Consider the following 17620-nt stretch of genomic DNA (forward strand, 5'->3'; position numbering starts at 1 on the left):
ACTCGGCGCCACTGTCGCGGTGTCGGTCGCCAGCGGAGGCCCGATCCGAGCTACGACGGCCTCCCGTGAACGAGCGACCGGGTCCCCGCGACGGGAGGAGAAGGACCTCCGGCGCGTCACGGTTCGAGCCCGGAGAGGCGCACTGGAGGAATCCGCTCGCAGGCTACCCGCGGTCACGACGGACGAGGCCCGCTGATGCAACCGATGTCGTCAGAGCGCGCGCAGCACCCGGCGCGGCGCGTCGAACGCGGTCGGCGCGCCCACGCGGGAGCCGATCAGGCGGTGCACTTCGTCGCGTGCCAGCCCGGAGTCCTCGAGGCGCCGGCCGACGGACGCGGCGAGCGCCGGCGACTCCGGGGCGAGCAGATCACTGCCGGGCTCTCGGATCCGCCAGTCGCGCGCGCCGAGCTGCCGGTGCAAGCGCCGGCGCTCCTCGGACGTCACCTTCCCCATCCGGTGGGCGCGCTCGAGGATCGCCTGCATCGAGACGCCCCACTCCGCCTTGAGGTCGGACAGCTTGCCGAGGGTGAGCGACGACAGCTCCGGCCCGATGATGTGCGCCGGCATCAGCAACTCCTCCGCGAAGGCGTTCGCCTGCCCCTCCGTATCGGCGTCGAGGTAACGACCGTGCAGCACCAGGTGCCCCAGCTCGTGGGCGAGGGTCAGCCGCTTGCGGTCGGTCGGCAGACCGGAGTTGAGGAGGATCACCGCGTGGTCTCCCGCCCACTGCGACATCCCGTCGACCCGGTGGGTGCCGAAGTCCTCCTCGACCACGATGACGCCGGCGGACTCGACCCACCGCGTCAGATCGCGCACCGGCCCGATCGGCATCCGCCAAACCGCCCGGAGCATCGCGGCCGCCTCGGCGGGGGGATGCTCGTCGGGGTCGATCTGGACGACGTGATTCTGCGGGCGGAGCGGCACCCGGTCGAGAAGGTACGAGGAGTGCATTCGCAGCGCGTTCAGCCGCGCCTCGACGCGCTTCCACTCCGAGGGCTTCGTGGTCTTCTGCCGCCGCATGTGGGCGTCCGCCGCGATCGCGCCGTGCATCCGAAACTCGTGCCGCAGGAACTCTGGCGTCACGCCGAGCGCCTCGCCGAACCGGTCGATCGTCTCGTCGTCGGGGTCCCGCAGGTCGTTCTCGTAGCGGGAGAGAGCGGCCTGCGTGATGCCGACGCGCTCCGACAGCTCCTCCTGGGTGAGAGCCGCCGCACGTCGGAGGACGAGGAGCACGTCGCCCACGGCGCGGCTCACGAGCCGGTCTCCTCGTCGGCCTCGCGGACGACGCCGCTGAGATCGAGCTCCGGGAGATCGGGCGCGACCGGCTGCCACGTGAATCCGGTGGCGCTGCCGGCGTCCCGCTGCAATCGGACGGCCCAGATCGGATTGTCCGCGCCGTCCCTGAAAGACAGGACAGCGTCTCCGAGCGCCCGGAGGTCGGCGTCCCAGTAGTAGCCGAGCGCCAGGCTGAAGGTCTCGAGGCCGGGAAGAGTCACCGACGCGCTCGACCAGAACGCGCTCGACGCCTCCGTCGGATCGGCGGAGATCCGGTCCCCCGGGTGGTGGCGCTTGATCCGGAGGAGGTACGTCGCACCACTGCGGAGCTCTCGCACCGGCTCGCGGTCGTGGATCTCGATCTCCTCGAAGTCGGCCGTGGCCCGGACGAGCCGATCCCAGATCCGCTCGTGCAGGAAGTTCGCGGTGAAACGAGCCGTGAAGCTCGGCACCCAGCTCGGCTGCCACTGCTTGAGGGCGGTGTAGTCGTCCCGAGCCCCGTCGACCGCTTCGACGAACGCTGTGACGAAGCGATCGCCGAGGTCGGCGAGGACCCGGTCGCTATCCGGGTATGGTCCGTCATTCATACCGAGAATTATACCGACGGGTCCCCGGACGAGGCTGTTGCGTTGTCGCCTCGTCGCCATCATCCGAAAGCACGCGCCCGCCGCCGATGCTCCGCCGGTCAGCGGCTCCGGTCATGGCGCGGGATCTGCGCGAGGTCGATCCCGAGGACGCTCCGGAGCTGCGCCGCGAACGCCCGCTCGAGGTCGGCGCAGACCGGGTCGCCCTCGGCCCAGATCCTCGCGGCCCGGCAGCTCTCCTCGATCCGCTCGGCGGTCGCGGACCGCCACCACTGCGGGTCGGCGGCTGCGGTGAGGAGGGTGCGGGCGTCCTCGACCTCGCGCCGGTAGCGGGTGAGCAGTCCGCGCGTCCTCTCGGGGTCGGCCTTGGCGGCCCAGAGGTCGTCGATGTGGGACTGCAGTTCGGCGTCCCCGACGCGGCAGGCGTGGAGGACCAGCTCGCGCGCGTTCTCGAGAGGCGGAGTGCGGGTGTCGTCGAGGCCGGTCACGGTCACGGCCGTTCGCCGGCGATGCGTCGGTCTTCGGGGGGTCGGGGGTCCAGCAGAGTCGTCATCGAGATCCTTCGGCGCGCAGTCGGGGGCGGGGAGCGGCGGGGCCCGGCGACGTGCGTCCGACCGGTCGCGAGGGAGTGGGGGCTCTCCTGCGGCGGGCGAACGGTGCCCTCGTCGCCACGGCCCTGGGTCGGCGTCCGTGGGCGGGCGCCCTCTCATGGGGCCGCGGGGGGATGCGACGACGGCCGACTCCGGATCCGCTCGTCGACGACGCTATCTGAACAACCCTTCAGACTTCGAGGTGTTGACAGGGCCCCGGATCCGCACGGGTGGACGCGGGTGGGCTCCGATGCCCGGCCGCACCCCGTTCCGCGTCCACTCGCGGTGCGCCTCCTGCGCGAGTGGACCCGGATCGGGCTCCGGTGCTCTCGCAGCCCCTGCTCCGCGTCCAATCGACGCGGCGCAGCACGCAGCAGCGCTCGCCGAGATGATCCTGCGAGAAGAGAAGGACCCCCGGCGCGTCACGGTTCGCGCCCGGAGAGGCGCACTGGGGGAATTCGCTGGAGGCATGACGGGGGGCCGCCGCTCCTCCGAAAGATCACCTTATCAGTATGGCGAAGCCAATGCTGATCGAGTAGCCCGCGGAGCGGGCGAATCGAGATCCACCAGTGTCAGAACAGGAGTCTGCAGACCCGCCGTGCTGATGACGGCGGGTCTCGATACGCCCCTGCGGGGCTGCTCGACCAGCATGACGCGGCGCAGCCGCGTCCTTTCCCTCGCCGGCGCGTCAGCGCGTCGTCGCCATCACGCGCAGGCGGCAGGCCAGCTCCAGGGCGAAGCGGGTGTCCGGGTCCTCGAGGTCCAGGGCCAGCGCCTGCTCGATGCGGCGCACGCGGTAGTTCACGGCGTTCGGGTGCAGCAGCAGCACCTCGCCGGCCCGGGCAAGGGAGTTGCGGTTGCTGAGGTACGCCAGCAGGGTGCGGACCGAGATGGCGGAGCGCTCGGCGCCGAGGGCGTCCAGCGGCGCGAGCACGTCGTCGAGCAGCGCACGGCTGAGCGGCGACGCGTAGAAGTCGAGCAGCACCCGGCGCAGACCCGTGACGTCGGTGACCTCGACCGCGCCGAGGCGCCCCGCGGCGACGGCCGAGCCGGCGGTGATCCGCGCCTCCGTCGCCGACTGCCGGAGCCCCGAGGCGCCCGACTGCGGAGTGCCGAGCCCGACCGTGAACGTCCAGCCCTCCCCCGCAAGAGCCGCACCGTAGGCGATCAACCGCTCGGCCACGTCGCGCACCCGCCGCTGGTGGTCCGGCGCTCCGGACTCCTCCGAGGCCACCACCACTAGGTCGTCGTGGAAGACCGCGAGGTGCCAGGCCTCGTCGCGGCCGTCGGTCAGCTGGAAGGCGTTCAGCTCGATCGCCGCGACCAGCGCGGCGGGGAGCCGGCGCTCGGCGTCGTCGCGGTGGCGCGGGGTGATCCAGGCGGCGGCGTGCGCGGAGGCGACCGGCAGCCCGGCCCGCGCGGCGTCGACCGCGAGCGCGTCGATGCGCGAGGACTCGGCCAGCAGCAGCTCGACCACGAGGTCGGCCCGGGAGCGCGCCGGGCCGAAGCGCACCTGCGACTCGCGCTGCAGCGCCCGCGACAGCAGCGCGGCGATCACCGGCAGCGCGATCACCGCCGCGGTCTCCGGCTGCTCGGCGACCAGCCGCCCGACCGCGACCTCGCCGATGCAGACCGCGTCGGGGTCGCTCCAGGTGACGGCCGGGTCCTCGATCATCCGCAGCTCGATCCCGAGCGCCGCCGTCGCCGCGTCGAGCACGGCCGAGCGCGCGTCGAGCGGGTCGCCGTCGCAGGCGGCCCGGGCGGCGGCGATCGCGAGCTCCGCCCGGCCGAGCGCCTCGGCCGCCCCGCCGCGCAGCAGCCGGTCGATCGAGACGGCCAGGTCGGAGGGCGGCGCGCTCGCGGTCAGCACCGGCAGCGCCCCGCGGTCGGCCAGCGAGCGCGAGGTCTCGGCCAGCGCCAGCTCGCCGACGAAGAGCAGCGCGGCGACCTCGGCCGCGATCGCCCGCCGGATGACGATGTCGATCTGGTACGCCCGCGGCTGCTCCGCGCCGTGCAGCACGATCACCAGGTGCCCGGGCAGCGCCTGCCCCACGTCCTCGAGCGCCAGCATCTCCACTCCGCTCAGCGAGACGCCCGCCGGGTCGCCCGCGCGGCAGACCATGCCGAACTGCTCGCCGTGCTCGAGGACATGGAGGAGCGACGTCTGTGCCATGAGCACAATAATGGCCGTTTCCTCATGGTGACGGCACATTCCGCCCATTTGCACCCCTGGCTAGCCTCGGAGCATGAGCTTCACGCCCCCGGCCGGACCGAGCCCCGTCCGCCTGATCACCCGCGACGACGTCGCTCCCCTGGCCGCCGGCTGCGCGGTCTTCGGCACCGGCGGAGGCGGCTCGGTGCACGGCGCCCAGCTCTCGGTCGAGAACGCGATCGACGCCAACGGCCCGGTGCGCGTGGTCGGCGTCGAGGACCTCGGCCCGGACGACGCGGTCATCATCATGTCCGGGATGGGCGCCCCCTCGGTCGGCATCGAGATGCTCGGCTCGAGCAGCCAGGCGCACACGCTGCTGCGCGAGGTCGAGCGCCTGATCGGCCGCCCGGTCACCACCGTGATGGCGGCCGAGATCGGCGGCAGCAACGGCGTCGCGCCGGTCGGCTGGGCCGCGGAGCTCGGCCTCGCGGTCCTCGACGCGGACGGCATGGGCCGCGCGTTCCCGAAGGCCACGATGATCTCGATGAACGTCGCCGGCCTGCCGAGCGAGTTCGCGGTGATGAGCGACGTGGTCGGCAACGTCACCGTCCTCCGCACCGTCGACATCGCCTGGCTGGAGCGGCACGCCCGCGCCTTCACGGTCGCGGCCGGCGGCATCGCCCTCGGCGCGCACTACCTGCTCACCCACGAGACCGCCCCGGGCGCCGTGATCGAGGGCACCGTCAGCCGCGCGATCCAGGTCGGCCGCCGCCTGCTCGCCTCCGCCGACCCGGTGACCGACATCGCCGAGGAGCTCGGCGCGGCCGTGCTGATCGGCGGCAAGGTGATCGACATCGACCGCAGCACCGAGGGCGGCTTCACCCGCGGCTCCGTCACGATCGACGGCGTCGGCGCCGACCGCAGCCGGATGGTGCGGGTCGAGATCCAGAACGAGAACCTCGTGGTGATCGAGGACGGCGGCGTGGTCGTCAGCGTCCCCGACCTCGTCTCGATCCTCGACTCCGAGACCGGCGAGGCGATCTCGACCGAGATGCTCCGCTTCGGCCAGCGGGTGAGCGTGCTCGCCTGGGCCTGCGATCCGCTCTGGCGGACCCCGCGCGGGATCGAGCTAGCGGGCCCCGCCGCCTTCAACTTCGACTTCGACTACGTGCCGTTCGACGGCGCCGTGGCGGAGGTGGCCCGATGAGCGCCGCACTCCGCGACCTCTCCGTCGGCATCGACGTCGGCGGCACCAACACCGACGCCGTCGTGCTCGACGCCGACGGCGCCGTGACCGCCTGGACCAAGCAGGCCACCACCGAGGACGTCACCGGCGGCATCCGCGCCGCGCTCTCCGCGGTGCTCGGCGAGCTGGGCGCCGACCGCGACCGCGTCTCCCGCGTCATGCTCGGCACCACCCACGCCACCAATGCGATCGTCCGCCGCCGCGACCTCGGCCGGGTCGCCGTGATCCGCCTCGGCGCCCCCGCCTCGACCGAGTTCCCCTCGCTCTCCGGCTGGCCCGCCGACCTCCGCGACACCGTGCTCGCCGGCGCCCTGCTCGCCGGCGGCGGCCACCTGATCGACGGCTACCCGATCTCGCCGCTCGACGTCGACGGCGTCCGCCGCTTCCTCGACTCGCTCGAGGGCCGCTTCGACGCGGTCGCCGTCTGCGGCATCTTCAGCCCCTCCTTCCCGGAGCAGGAGCTCGAGGTCGCCGCGCTGGTCGCCGACCACGTCGGCGTCGACCTCCCCGTCTCGCTCAGCCACGAGATCGGCGCGCTCGGCCTGCTCGAGCGCGAGAACGCGACCGTGCTCAACGCCGCGCTGCACGGCATCGCCCGCGACGTGACGCAGGGACTGCTCACCGTGGTCGACGAGGAGCGCCTCGACGCCGCCACCTTCTTCGCCCAGAACGACGGCACGCTGATGGCCGTCGAGTACGCGGCCCGCTACCCCGTGCTCACCATCGGCTCGGGCCCCGCCAACTCGATCCGCGGCGCCGCGTTCCTCTCCGGCGCCGACGACGCGATCATCATCGACATCGGCGGCACCACCAGCGACCTCGGCGTGCTCGTCGACCGCTTCCCCCGCGAGTCGACCCTGCCGCGCGAGATCGGCGGCGTCCGCACCAACTTCCGGATGCCCGACATCCTCAGCGTCGGGATCGGCGGCGGCACGATCGTCGACACGGCCACCGGCGTGCCGACCACCGACTCGGTCGGCTACCGGATCGCCCGCGAGGGCCTGCTCTTCGGCGGCGCGACCGCCACCCTCACCGACGCCGCCGCGATGCAGCTGCCCGGGATGATCCCCGGCAGGGCCCTCCCCGCGCTGGACCGCGCCACCCGCTCCGCCCTCGGCAACGCCCTCGCCGTCGCGCAGGACCGGATCGAGTCGGCCGTCGAGCGGATGTCGCTCGGCCGCGTCGGCCTGCCGCTCGTGGTCGTCGGCGGCGGCGGCTTCCTGGTCCCGGACCACGTGCACGGCGCGAGCGAGGTGCTCCGCCCCGACCGCGGCAACGTGGCCAACGCCGTCGGCGCCGCGATCGCCCTGGCCGGCGGCCGCGCCGACCAGCTGTGCGACCACGTCGACCGCGCCGCCGCGATCGAGGCGGCCGGCCGGATCGCGATCGAGCGCGCGATCCAGGCCGGCGCCGATCCGCGCCTCGTCGAGATCGTCGACGTGCTCGAGACGCCGCTGTCGTACTCGGCCAGCGCCTCGCTCAAAGTCTCCGTGAAGGCCGCGGGCCCGCTGGCCCTGATCGGGAGTCCTGCACCACTCGCCCTGCATTCCCCGAAGGACGCATCATGACCCGTTCTCCCCGCACCACAGCGCTCCGAGTCCCGGCCGTCGCCGCGGGCTCGCTGGTGGCGCTGCTCGCCCTGAGCGCCTGCTCGGCCCCCGCCGGCGGCTCCGCGTCCGACGCCGACCCCGTCTCGGGCGGCACCTTCTCCCTCGCGATCAACGACGACCCGGGCAGCCTCAACCCGTTCACCGGCGTCTCGCTCGTGCAGCGCGCGATGGTCACCTTCGGCTACGACTCGCTCGCCTACACGACCCCCGAGGGCGAGGTCGTCCCCTTCCTCGCCGAGAGCTGGGAGTCGACGCCCACCTCGATCTCGTACACGCTGAAGGACGGCATCACCTGCGCCGACGGCACCCCCTTCACCGCCGAGACGGCCGCGGCGAACTTCGCCTACCAGGCGAACGCCGACAACGGCACGTTCTGGTTCGGCTCGAGCGTCACCGCCGACATGACGGCGACCGCGGACGGGAACGTCGTCACCGTCACCTCGACGGCCAACAACCCGTTCCTGCTCCAGGGCACCGGCAGCATCGAGATGGTCTGCCAGGCCGGCCTCGACGACCCGTCGACCCTGACCGACACCACCAACGGCACCGCTCTCTACGCGCTGACCGCGTCGAGCCCCGGCTCCGACTACACCTACACGAAGCGCGACGGCTACACCTGGGGCCCGGACGACGTCACCAGCGACACGGAGGGCCTGCCCGACGAGATCGAGGCGCGGGTGATCACCGACGAGGCGACCGCCGCGAACCTGCTGATCTCGGGCGAGCTCAACGCCGCCTCCGTCATCGGCGCCGACCGCCAGCGCCTCGACGCGGCGGGCCTGGACACCGAGGGCGTGCTCAACCCGATCGGCGAGATGCTCTTCAACGAGCGCACCGACCGCCCCACCGCCGACGTCCGCGTCCGCCAGGCGCTCACCCTCTCGCTCGACCGCGACGCCGTCGGCGAGCTGGTCACCGACGGCAACGCCGTCGACTCGGTCTCGCTGGTCAACCAGATCCCGCTCACCTGCGTCGCCGGCGGCCCGGAGTGGACGCTGCCCGACACCGACGTGGACGCCGCCGGCGAGCTGCTCGACGAGGCCGGCTACCCGCTCGGCTCCGACGGACTGCGCGCGAAGGACGGCGAGCCGCTGACCATCCGCTTCCTCTACGACGCCGGAACGCCCTCGCACGGCGCCGCCGCCGAGGAGGTCCAGCAGGAGTGGAACGAGCTCGGCATCACGACCGACCTGGTCGCCGAGGACTCGGCCGGCTGGTCGACCGACCTCTACCAGAGCTACGACTGGGACACCGGCTTCATCCAGCTCGCCCCCTCCAGCCCCGTGGTGCTGAGCCTGTTCTTCCTCGGTGAGACGAGCGAGAACGGCGGCTACAACTTCATGGGAGTCTCGAACCCCGAGTACAACGCCCTCGCGACGCAGGCGCTCAGCGCCGGCAGCGCCGACGAGGCCTGCGGTGTCTGGAAGCAGGCCGAGGCCGAGCTGATCGAGCGGGTCGACGTCTTCCCGCTCGCCGAGACGGAGTCGCCGATGTACGTCAAGGGCGCGACCCTCGAGCGTCCCGGCACCGTCGCTCCCACCACGATCCGGATGCAGGGCTGACCATGACGATCCCCTCGGTGCGACCCACGGCCCCGCTGTCACCGGCCTCCCCGCCGAGCGCGCCCGCGGCCGGTCCGCGCCGGGGGGATCGTCTGCTCGGCGTGGTCAGCTCCCCGCGCCTCGCCTTCCTGCTCAAGCGGTTCGCCCGCGCGGCGGTCTCGCTGGTGATCGTGCTGATCGCCTCCTTCTTCATGGTCCACTTCGTGCCCGGCGACCCGGTGCGCGCGGCCCTCGGCCCGACGGCACCGGCCGAGACCGTGGCGGTGCTGCGGAGCACCCTCGGCCTCGACCTGCCGATCGGCCAGCAGTTCGCGAACTACCTCGGCGGGCTGCTCCGGGGCGACCTCGGCACCTCGATCAGCACGCAGCGCCCGGTCGGCAGCACGCTGGCCGAGCGGCTGCCCGCCACGCTGATGCTCTCGGTCGTCGCCTTCGCGGTCGCCGCGCTCGGCGCGTTCCCGATCGGCGTCGCGACGGCCGTCTCAGCCCGCGCCGGCAAGCACCGCACGCTCGACCTCGGCGTCTCGGGACTGCTCGGCGTCGTGATCGCGATCCCCAACTTCCTGCTGGCGGTCGTGCTGATCTGGCTGTTCAGCATCGTCGTGCCGCTCGCGCCGTCCGCGGGCTGGGGCGGCCCGGAGTACGCGGTGCTGCCGGTGCTCGCGCTCGCCATCGGCCCGCTCGCCTACCTCGCGCGCATCGTGCACGTCGAGATGGTGCGGGTGCTGGAGGCGCCCTACCTCACCACCGCGCGCAGCAAGCGGCTGCCGGGGCACCTGCTCTACCTCCGGCACGCGCTGCCCAACATCGTCACGGCGACGCTGACCGCGGGCGGAGTGGTGCTCACCGGCCTCGTCGCCGGCACGGTGCTGATCGAGACGGTCTTCGTCATCCCCGGCATCGGATCGACGATCGTCTCGTCGATCACCACCAAGGACTACCCGCTGATCCAGGGCATCGTGCTGATGTACGCCGTCCTGGTCCTCGCCGCCAACCTCGTCATCGACCTGCTGCTCGCCGCGCTCGACCCGCGGTCGGCCATCGCGGAGGCCTGAGCCATGAGCACTGCATCCCGTTCCCCCCGCCCGTCCCTGGCCCACCGGCTCCCGGAGTCGCTGCGCACCCCGCAGGGCGTCGCCGCCGCCGTCGGCCTCGTCCTGGTGATCCTCGCGACCGTCCTCGGCCCGATCCTCTTCGGCGACCTCGCCACCGAGCGCTCGATCGCCGACCGCCAGCAGGGCGCGAGCCTCGCGCACCCCTTCGGCACCGACGACCTCGGCCGCGACCTCCTCGCCCGCGTCGTCGTCGCCACCCGCGTCTCGGTGCTGCTCACCCTCGGCGCGACCGGCATCTCGGTCGTCGGCGGCGTGCTGCTCGGCGTCGTCGCGGTGCTGCTGCCCCGCCTGCTGCAGCGGCTGATCGCCGGCCTCATCGACATCCTGCTGTCCTTCCCCTGGCTGCTGCTCGCGCTGTTCTTCTCGGTGATCTGGGGCACGACCGCGGTCGGCGCGATGCTCGCCGTCGGCTTCGCCGGCATCCCGGTCTTCGCGCGGCTCACCAGCACGCTCGCGGCCTCGGTGTCGTCCAGCGACTACGTCCGCGCCGCCGGGATGCTCGGCAGCCGCCCGCTGCGGACGACCGCCCGGCACGTGGTGCCGAACATCCTGCCGCCGCTGCTGGTCAACTCGGCCGCGCACGCCTCCGTCACGCTGCTCTCCTTCGCCGCGCTGTCCTTCCTGGGCCTCGGCGTCCAGGCGCCCGAGTACGACTGGGGCCGGCTGCTCAACGAGGGCGCGAAGCGGATCTACGTCGATCCGATGGCCGCGATCGGCCCCGGCATCGCCGTGGTGCTGGTCGGCGTCGTCTTCGCGCTGCTCGGCGAGGTCTTCAGCGAGTCGTCCTCCCGCCGCCGCGCGGTCAAGGCCGTGAAGCGCCGGCGCTCGGACGAGGTCGTCGCACCCGTCACCGATGCGATGCCCGTCGTCGAGATGTCCGGGCTGCGCGTGGCGTTCCCCGGCCGCGACGGCGCGATGACCGAGCGCGTGCACGGCGTCGACCTGACGATCCTGCCCGGCGAGACGGTCGGCATCGTCGGCGAGAGCGGCTCGGGCAAGTCGGTCACGGCGAGCGCCGTCGCCGGGCTGCTCGGCCCCGACGCGCTGGTCACCAGCGAGCAGCTCGTCTTCCGCGGCATCGACATGACCGCGGTGCCCAACGCCGGCGAGCGCCGCCGCCTCGGCCTCGAGCAGGCGATGATCTTCCAGGACCCGCTGACCTCGCTCAACCCGGCGCTCACCATCGGCCGCCAGCTGCGCGAGGCGAGCGAGGTGCACGCCCGCACCCCGCGCGCCGAGTCGCTGCGCCGCGCGATCGAGAAGCTGAACCTGGTGCGCATCCCGGACGCCGAGAAGCGCGTCGGCCGGCTGCCGCACGAGTTCTCCGGCGGCATGCGGCAGCGGGCGATGATCGCGATGGGCCTGATGGGCACGCCGCGGCTGCTGATCGCGGACGAGCCGACCACCGCGCTCGACGTCACCGTGCAGCGGCAGGTGATGCAGGCGCTGCGCGAGGCGCAGACCGCGACCGGAGCGGCGATCCTCTTCATCTCGCACGACATCGCGCTGGTCAGCGGCTTCTGCGACCGGATCGTGGTGATGCGCGACGGTCGCGTGGTCGAGGAGATCGCCGCCGACCGCCTCGACGAGGCGCGGCACCCCTACACGCGCGGGCTGATCGCCTGCGTGCCGGACATGGCGACCGACCGGAGCGCGCTGCTCCCGGTGATCGCGGCGATCGACGAGGAGCCGCCTTCCGCGGACCGGACCGCCCACGACCTGCCCGCCCACGACCAGGAGGCACTGACCGCATGAGCGAGCTGCGCTACGAGGCGGTGACCGTGCGCTTCGGCCACGGCCGCTCGGCGACCACGGCCGTCGACGCCGTGGACCTGACGGTCCGCCCCGGCACCACCCACGGACTGGTCGGCGAGTCCGGCTCCGGCAAGTCGACGGTCGCGCGGGTCGCGGTCGGCCTCACCCCGCTGCACTCCGGCCGCATCCTGCTCGACGGCGTCGACATCACCAGCCGCGAGCCGTCGGCCCGGGCCGCGCGCCGCCGGGTGCAGATGGTGTTCCAGGATCCGCTGTCCGCACTCGACCCGCGGATGAGCGTCGGCGCCTCGATCGCCGAGGGGCTGCTCGCGACCGGCCGGCGCCACTCCACCGCCGCCCGCGACGACCGCGTCCGCGAGCTGCTCGACCTGGTGCACATCGACCCGGCGCGCGCCGACGACCGCCCGACCGCCTTCTCCGGCGGGCAGCGCCAGCGGATCACGATCGCCCGGGCGCTGGCCGCCGAGCCGCAGGTGCTGATCGCCGACGAGATCACCTCGGCGCTCGACGTCTCGGTGCAGGGCGTGGTGCTCAACCTCCTCCGGGAGCTGCAGCAGAGACTCGACCTCACGATGCTCTTCATCTCGCACAATCTCGCCGTCGTCCGCTACGTCAGCGACGAGGTCTCGGTGATGCGCGGCGGGCGCCTCGTCGAGCACGGCACGACCGACACCGTGCTGTCCGATCCCGCCGACCCGTACACGAGGCAGCTGCTCCGGGCCGTGCCCGTGATGGGCCGGCCTCTCGACCTGGAGGACGCATGACCGAGCTCCTGATCCGCTCCGCTCGCTTCGCGGGGCAGGACGCCCCTGCCGACCTGCTGCTGCGCGACGGCGCGATCGCCGAGATCGCCCCGGCCGGCACGCTGCCGAGCAGCACCGAGGCGATCGCCGCCGACGGCCGCTTCCTCGCGCCCGGCTTCTGGGACGCGCACGTGCACTTCACCCAGTGGGTGGTCCGCCGGCAGCGGGTCGACCTCGCCCCCGGGGCGAGCGCCGCCGAGGCCGTGGCGATCATGCGCGCGGCGCTGCCGGTACGCGAGGACGCCGTGCTCATCGGCTACGGCTTCCGCGACGGCCTCTGGACGGATGCACCGACCCGCGCCGCCCTCGACGCGATCGCGCCCGACCGCCCGGTCGTCCTGATCAGCGGCGACCTGCACTGCGGCTGGCTCAACAGCGCGGCCGGCCGGCGCTTCGGCCTGTCGATCCCGGCGGACGGGGTGCTGCGCGAGACGGAGTGGATCGGCACGCTCGACCTGATCGACGCCGTCGGCCTGCCCTCCGTCGCCGCCTACCGCGAGACCGCCGAGGCCGCCGCGGCCCGGGGAGTCGTGGGCATCGTCGAGTTCGAGAACGCCGACAACTCCCGCGCCTGGCCGGCCCGCATCGCGGAGGGCGTCACGTCCCTGCGCGTCGAGACCTCGGTCTGGCCCGACCGGCTCGACGACGCGATCGCCCGCGGGCTGCGCACCGGCGACGCCCTCGATCCGGCCGGCCTCGCCCGGATGGGCCGCCTCAAGATCGTCGTCGACGGCTCGCTGAACACCCGCACCGCCTACTGCTTCGACCCCTACCCCGGGATCGCCGCCGACCACCCGCACCCCTGCGGCGTGCTGAGCGTCGCGCCCGAGGAGGTGGAGGGCCTGCTGATCCGCGCCCGCGACGCCGGCATCCTCCCGGCCGTGCACGCCATCGGCGACCGCGCGAACGCCGAGGTGCTCGACGTCTTCGAGCGGCTCGGCCTCGCGGGCACGATCGAGCACGCCCAGCTCGTCGCGGCCGAGGACTTCGCGCGCTTCGGCCGCCTCGGGCTCGTCGCGAGCGTGCAGCCGGAGCACGCGATGGACGACCGCGACGTCGCGGACCGGCATTGGGCCGGCCGCACCGACCGCTCCTTCGCCTTCGCCTCGCTGCACGCCGCCGGCGCGAGCCTCGCCCTCGGCTCCGACGCGCCCGTCGCCCCGCTCGACCCGTGGATCTCGCTGGCCGCCGCCGTCAGCCGCCGCCGCGACGGCCGCGAGGCCTGGCACCCGGCCGAGCGGCTGCCGTTCGACGTCGCGCTCGCGGCGAGCACCCGCGGGGCGACCGTCGCCGTGGGAGCCGCGGCCGACCTCGTGCTGCTCGACCGCGACCCGGCGACCGCCGACGACGCGGAGCTGCGCACGACACCCGTCGCGGCGACGCTGCTCGGCGGCCGGCCGACCTGGTCCGCGCTCTGACGGACTCTCCTCCACAGGCCGCGCAGACCCGCGCGTTCTCCACAGGACACCTCTCCTCCACAGGCCGCGCAGGCCGCCCGTTCTCCACAGCCACTCGCTCCTCCCCGACAGGACCCTCCCGCCATGCCCCTGATCACCACCCCGGCCGGCGTCGCCGTGCACTACGAGACGACGGGCGACCCGTCCGGCCGCCCGCTCGTCCTGCTGCACGGCGGCGGCGCCCAGCTGATCGGCTGGGACGACCGCTTCTGCGAGCTGCTCGCCGAGCACGGCTTCTTCGTCGTCCGCACCGACAACCGCGACGTCGGCCTCAGCCAGGCGACCGGCGGCCCCGAGGACACCACGGCCGGCTACGACCTCGCCGACATGGCGCTCGACGTCGTCGCCGTGCTCGACGAGCTCGGGATCGCGCGCGCGCACCTCACCGGCATGTCGATGGGCGGCTACATCGCCCAGCTGGTCGCGATCCTGCACCCGGAGCGGGTCGCCTCGCTCGGCCTGATGTCGACCTCGCTCAGCTCGGCGCCCGAGTTCCTGGTCGGCGAGCACACCGGCGCGCCGATCACCGAGGTCCCGGAGTCGCTCGACCGCGACGCCTACATCGCCATGTTCGTCGGCGGCCAGCGGCACTACCAGTCGCCCGGCTTCCCCTTCGACGAGGCGGCGAGCGCCGCCCTCGGCGCCCGCTACTACGACCGCGCCTACACTCCGACCGGGCTGATCCGGCAGTGGAACGCGCTGCTGCGCGGACCGCTCGAGCGGCGGGAGGCGATGGCGAGGGTCACCGTGCCGGTCGCCGTGATCCACGGCCGCGGCGATCAGAGCCTGCACTGGAGCGCCGCGCTCGAGACCGCGCGGATCCTGCCCCAGGCCGAGCTGCACCTCTACGAGGAGATGGGCCACGACATCCCCGTGGAGCTCTGGCCAGAATTCGCTGCGATCCTGGCTCGGACCGCCGCCCGCGCCGAGAAGACCGCCGATGCGTGAGAGCACCGAGTACGCGATGACCGACCCCGCCGAGATCCGCGCGCTGATCCGCGCGACGCCCTGGGCGACGATGGTCAGCGCCACCGAGGACGGCGTCGTCGTCTCGCACTACCCGTTCCTGCTGGAGGAGCCGCTCCCCGGCGCCGACCCCGACGAGCTCGTGCTGGTCAGCCACGTCGGCCGGCCCGACGAGCGCGCCCACCGGCTCGGCGAGTCCGAGCTGGCCGTCGTCTTCCAGGGCCCGCACGGCTACGTCTCGCCCAGCTGGTACGGCGTCGCGCGGGCGGTGCCGACCTGGAACTTCGCCGCCGTGCACGTCTGGGGCGTGCCCGAGCTGCTCGGCGACGAGGAGAACCTCGCCGTGCTGGAGCGGCTCGTCGACCAGTTCGAGGACGAGCTGCCCGAGCCGTTCCGCCTCCGGATCAGCGCCGAGAACTCGGCCTACGCCGAGCGGATCGTGCACGGCACGGTCGGCTTCCGCCTCCGGGTCACCCGGCTCGAGGCCAAGGAGAAGATGAGCCAGGACAAGCCTGCCGAGGTCGTCGACCGGGTCACCGCGGCGCTCGACGCGCCGGGGCCGTACTCGAACCCCGCGCTCGCCCAGCGGATGCGCCGCGTGCACGCCTCGATGCGGCCGGAGACCCCGCAGTGATCCCCGGCCTCCACGACGACCTGGTGCGCCTGCGCCGCCGCCTGCACGCCGACCCCGAGCTCGGCCTCGCCCTGCCGCGCACCCAGGCGCTGCTGCTCGAGGAGCTGGCCCCGCTCGGCCTCGAGATCACGACCGGCCGCGCCCTCGGCTCGATCACCGCCGTCCTCCGCGGCGGCCGCCCCGGACCGGTCGTCCTGCTGCGCGCCGACATGGACGCGCTCCCCGTCGTCGAGGCGACCGGGCTGCCGTTCGCCGCGACGAACGGCGCGATGCACGCCTGCGGTCACGACCTGCACATGGCGGGTCTGATCGGCGCGGCCCGCCTGCTCGCCGCCCGCCGCGACGAGCTCGCCGGCACCGTCGTCCTGATGCTCCAGCCCGGCGAGGAGGGCTTCGCCGGCGGCCGCCTGATGATCGAGGAGGGCGTCCTCGACGCCGCCGGCGAGCGCCCGGTCGCCGCCTTCGCGATGCACGTCGACTGCTCCACCGACTCCGGCCTCTTCGTCACCCGCTCCGGCCCGATGATGGCGAGCGCCAGCGGCATGCGGATCACCGTGACCGGCACCGGCGGGCACGCCGCGTTCCCGCACCTCGCCGTCGACCCGATCCCCGCGGCGGCCGCCCTGGTGCAGGCCCTGCAGACCTTCGTCGCCCGCCGCGTCCCGGCGACCGACCCCGCCGTCGTCTCGGTCGTCAGCATCGTCAGCGACTCGACCGCACCCAACGTCCTGGCCGCACGGGTCGAGCTGATGCTCAACATCCGCACGCTCTCCCGCGACACCTTCGCCCTCGTCCGCTCCTCGCTCGCCGAGCTGGCCGCCGGCGTCGCCGCGGCGCACGGCTGCGGCGTCGAGACCGAGTTCATCGACTCCTACCCCGTCACCCACAACGATCCGGAGGAGACCGAGCGCGTGATCGCCGCGCTCACCGCCCGGCACGGCGCCGACCGCGTGCTCCGCCTCCCCGCGCCGTCGATGGCGTCGGAGGACTTCGCCTACGTCCTCGACGAGATCCCCGGCACCCTCCTCTTCCTCGGCACCCGCCCACCCGGTGTCCCGGCCGAGGGAGCGCCGTCGATGCACTCCGAGTCGGCGGTCTTCGACGACGCGCTGCTCGGCCTGCACGCCGAGACGCTCGCGCAGCTGGCGCTGGACCGGCTAGCCCTGACCGCGGACGCGCCGAGTCCCGCCGAGGCGCTCGCGTGACCCGCTACCGCGCCGTCTCCCCCGACGCACTGCGGGCCGTCCTCGGCGAGCCCGAGCAGCCCGCCCGCGACAAGATCATGGACCGGCTCGACCGCAGCTGCCGCGTCTTCCTCGCGCACTCGCCGTTCGCCTGCCTCTCCACCAGCGACGCCGCCGGCCGCTGCGACAGCTCGCCGCGCGGCGACCGTCCCGGCTTCGTCCGCGCGATCGACGACCGCACCGTGGTGATCCCTGACCGCCTCGGCAACCGCCTCGGCGACTCCTTCTCCAACATCCTCGAGAACGGCCACGTCGGCCTGGTCTGCTTCGTGCCCGGCATGACCGAGACGCTCCGGATCAACGGCTCGGCGTACGTGACCGACGACCCGGAGCTGCTCGCGATGCTCGAGCAGGACCACGTCGTCCCGGACCTCGCCACCGTCGTCGAGATCGAGCAGGTCTACCTGCACTGCGGCCGGGCCCTGCTGCGCTCGCGGCTCTGGGACCCGGAGATGCAGGACCTCGCCGAGGAGGTTCCGAGCGCCGGCACGATGTGGGCCGAGGCCTCCGGGCTGAGCGCCGAGGTCGCGCGCGCGATCGACGACGCCTCGGACCTCGGCTACCGGACGCTGTACTGACGTGGCGGCGCACTGCCCGGTCGGGGCG

15 protein-coding genes are annotated in these 17620 nt (G+C 73.5%); 11 read left to right on the plus strand and 4 right to left on the minus strand.

The annotated features are described in order from the left end of the window. Nucleotides 1–210 precede the first annotated feature (210 nt). The 4 genes from MT353_RS21935 to MT353_RS08925 form a co-directional block, all read right to left on the minus strand. A complete protein-coding gene (locus tag MT353_RS21935; protein ID WP_243624191.1) occupies nucleotides 211–1254 on the minus strand; it encodes an ImmA/IrrE family metallo-endopeptidase in 1044 nt (347 codons plus the stop codon). Continuing rightward, entirely contained in the window at nucleotides 1251–1862 is a 612-nt protein-coding gene (locus tag MT353_RS08915; RefSeq protein WP_243624192.1) for a hypothetical protein, read from the minus strand. The genes MT353_RS21935 and MT353_RS08915 overlap by 4 nt, the downstream gene beginning before the upstream one ends. Before the next feature lie 98 nt (nucleotides 1863–1960). Continuing rightward, nucleotides 1961–2347: a hypothetical protein gene (locus tag MT353_RS08920; protein ID WP_243624193.1), complete on the minus strand. Its 387-nt coding sequence runs from the start codon at nucleotides 2345–2347 to the stop codon at nucleotides 1961–1963. Between the two features lie 790 nt (nucleotides 2348–3137). Next, nucleotides 3138–4622, minus strand: a complete 1485-nt coding sequence (locus MT353_RS08925; RefSeq protein ID WP_243624194.1) for a CdaR family transcriptional regulator — start codon at nucleotides 4620–4622, stop codon at nucleotides 3138–3140. 73 nt (nucleotides 4623–4695) lie between these two features. On the opposite strand from MT353_RS08925, the gene MT353_RS08930 reads away from it, so the two are divergent. The 11 genes from MT353_RS08930 to MT353_RS08980 all read left to right on the plus strand — a co-directional run bounded on the left by MT353_RS08930 (nucleotide 4696) and on the right by MT353_RS08980 (nucleotide 17592). After that, nucleotides 4696–5808, plus strand: coding sequence for a DUF917 domain-containing protein (locus tag MT353_RS08930; protein WP_243624195.1), 1113 nt, complete (start codon nucleotides 4696–4698; stop codon nucleotides 5806–5808). After that, nucleotides 5805–7415, plus strand: a complete 1611-nt coding sequence (locus MT353_RS08935) for a hydantoinase/oxoprolinase N-terminal domain-containing protein (protein WP_127887760.1) — start codon at nucleotides 5805–5807, stop codon at nucleotides 7413–7415. Before MT353_RS08930 ends, MT353_RS08935 begins: the two co-directional genes overlap by 4 nt. Then, a complete protein-coding gene (locus tag MT353_RS08940; RefSeq protein ID WP_243624196.1) occupies nucleotides 7412–9019 on the plus strand; it encodes an ABC transporter substrate-binding protein in 1608 nt (535 codons plus the stop codon). Before MT353_RS08935 ends, MT353_RS08940 begins: the two co-directional genes overlap by 4 nt. 101 nt (nucleotides 9020–9120) lie before the next feature. Then, nucleotides 9121–10074, plus strand: a complete 954-nt coding sequence (locus MT353_RS08945; RefSeq protein ID WP_243624197.1) for an ABC transporter permease — start codon at nucleotides 9121–9123, stop codon at nucleotides 10072–10074. A 3-nt stretch (nucleotides 10075–10077) separates the two neighbouring features. Continuing rightward, a complete protein-coding gene (locus MT353_RS08950; protein ID WP_243624198.1) occupies nucleotides 10078–11889 on the plus strand; it encodes a dipeptide/oligopeptide/nickel ABC transporter permease/ATP-binding protein in 1812 nt (603 codons plus the stop codon). Beyond that, the gene (locus MT353_RS08955; RefSeq protein ID WP_243600738.1) at nucleotides 11886–12674 is read left to right on the plus strand and encodes an ABC transporter ATP-binding protein; all 789 of its coding nucleotides are present in this window, start codon (nucleotides 11886–11888) and stop codon (nucleotides 12672–12674) included. Before MT353_RS08950 ends, MT353_RS08955 begins: the two co-directional genes overlap by 4 nt. Beyond that, complete coding sequence (locus tag MT353_RS08960) at nucleotides 12671–14131, plus strand: amidohydrolase (protein WP_243624199.1); 1461 nt, start codon at nucleotides 12671–12673, stop codon at nucleotides 14129–14131. The genes MT353_RS08955 and MT353_RS08960 overlap by 4 nt, the downstream gene beginning before the upstream one ends. A gap of 123 nt (nucleotides 14132–14254) precedes the next feature. Then, nucleotides 14255–15118, plus strand: a complete 864-nt coding sequence (locus MT353_RS08965) for an alpha/beta fold hydrolase (protein ID WP_243624200.1) — start codon at nucleotides 14255–14257, stop codon at nucleotides 15116–15118. Continuing rightward, nucleotides 15111–15770, plus strand: a complete 660-nt coding sequence (locus tag MT353_RS08970; RefSeq protein WP_243624201.1) for an FMN-binding negative transcriptional regulator — start codon at nucleotides 15111–15113, stop codon at nucleotides 15768–15770. Before MT353_RS08965 ends, MT353_RS08970 begins: the two co-directional genes overlap by 8 nt. Beyond that, nucleotides 15767–16975, plus strand: a complete 1209-nt coding sequence (locus tag MT353_RS08975; protein ID WP_243624202.1) for a M20 family metallopeptidase — start codon at nucleotides 15767–15769, stop codon at nucleotides 16973–16975. Before MT353_RS08970 ends, MT353_RS08975 begins: the two co-directional genes overlap by 4 nt. Further along, complete coding sequence (locus tag MT353_RS08980; protein ID WP_243616200.1) at nucleotides 16972–17592, plus strand: MSMEG_1061 family FMN-dependent PPOX-type flavoprotein; 621 nt, start codon at nucleotides 16972–16974, stop codon at nucleotides 17590–17592. The genes MT353_RS08975 and MT353_RS08980 overlap by 4 nt, the downstream gene beginning before the upstream one ends. The last annotated feature ends 28 nt before the right edge of the window (nucleotides 17593–17620 follow it).

The sequence above is a fragment of the Rathayibacter sp. VKM Ac-2927 genome, from assembly GCF_022815525.1.
Classification (GTDB): Bacteria; Actinomycetota; Actinomycetes; order Actinomycetales; family Microbacteriaceae; genus Rathayibacter; species Rathayibacter festucae.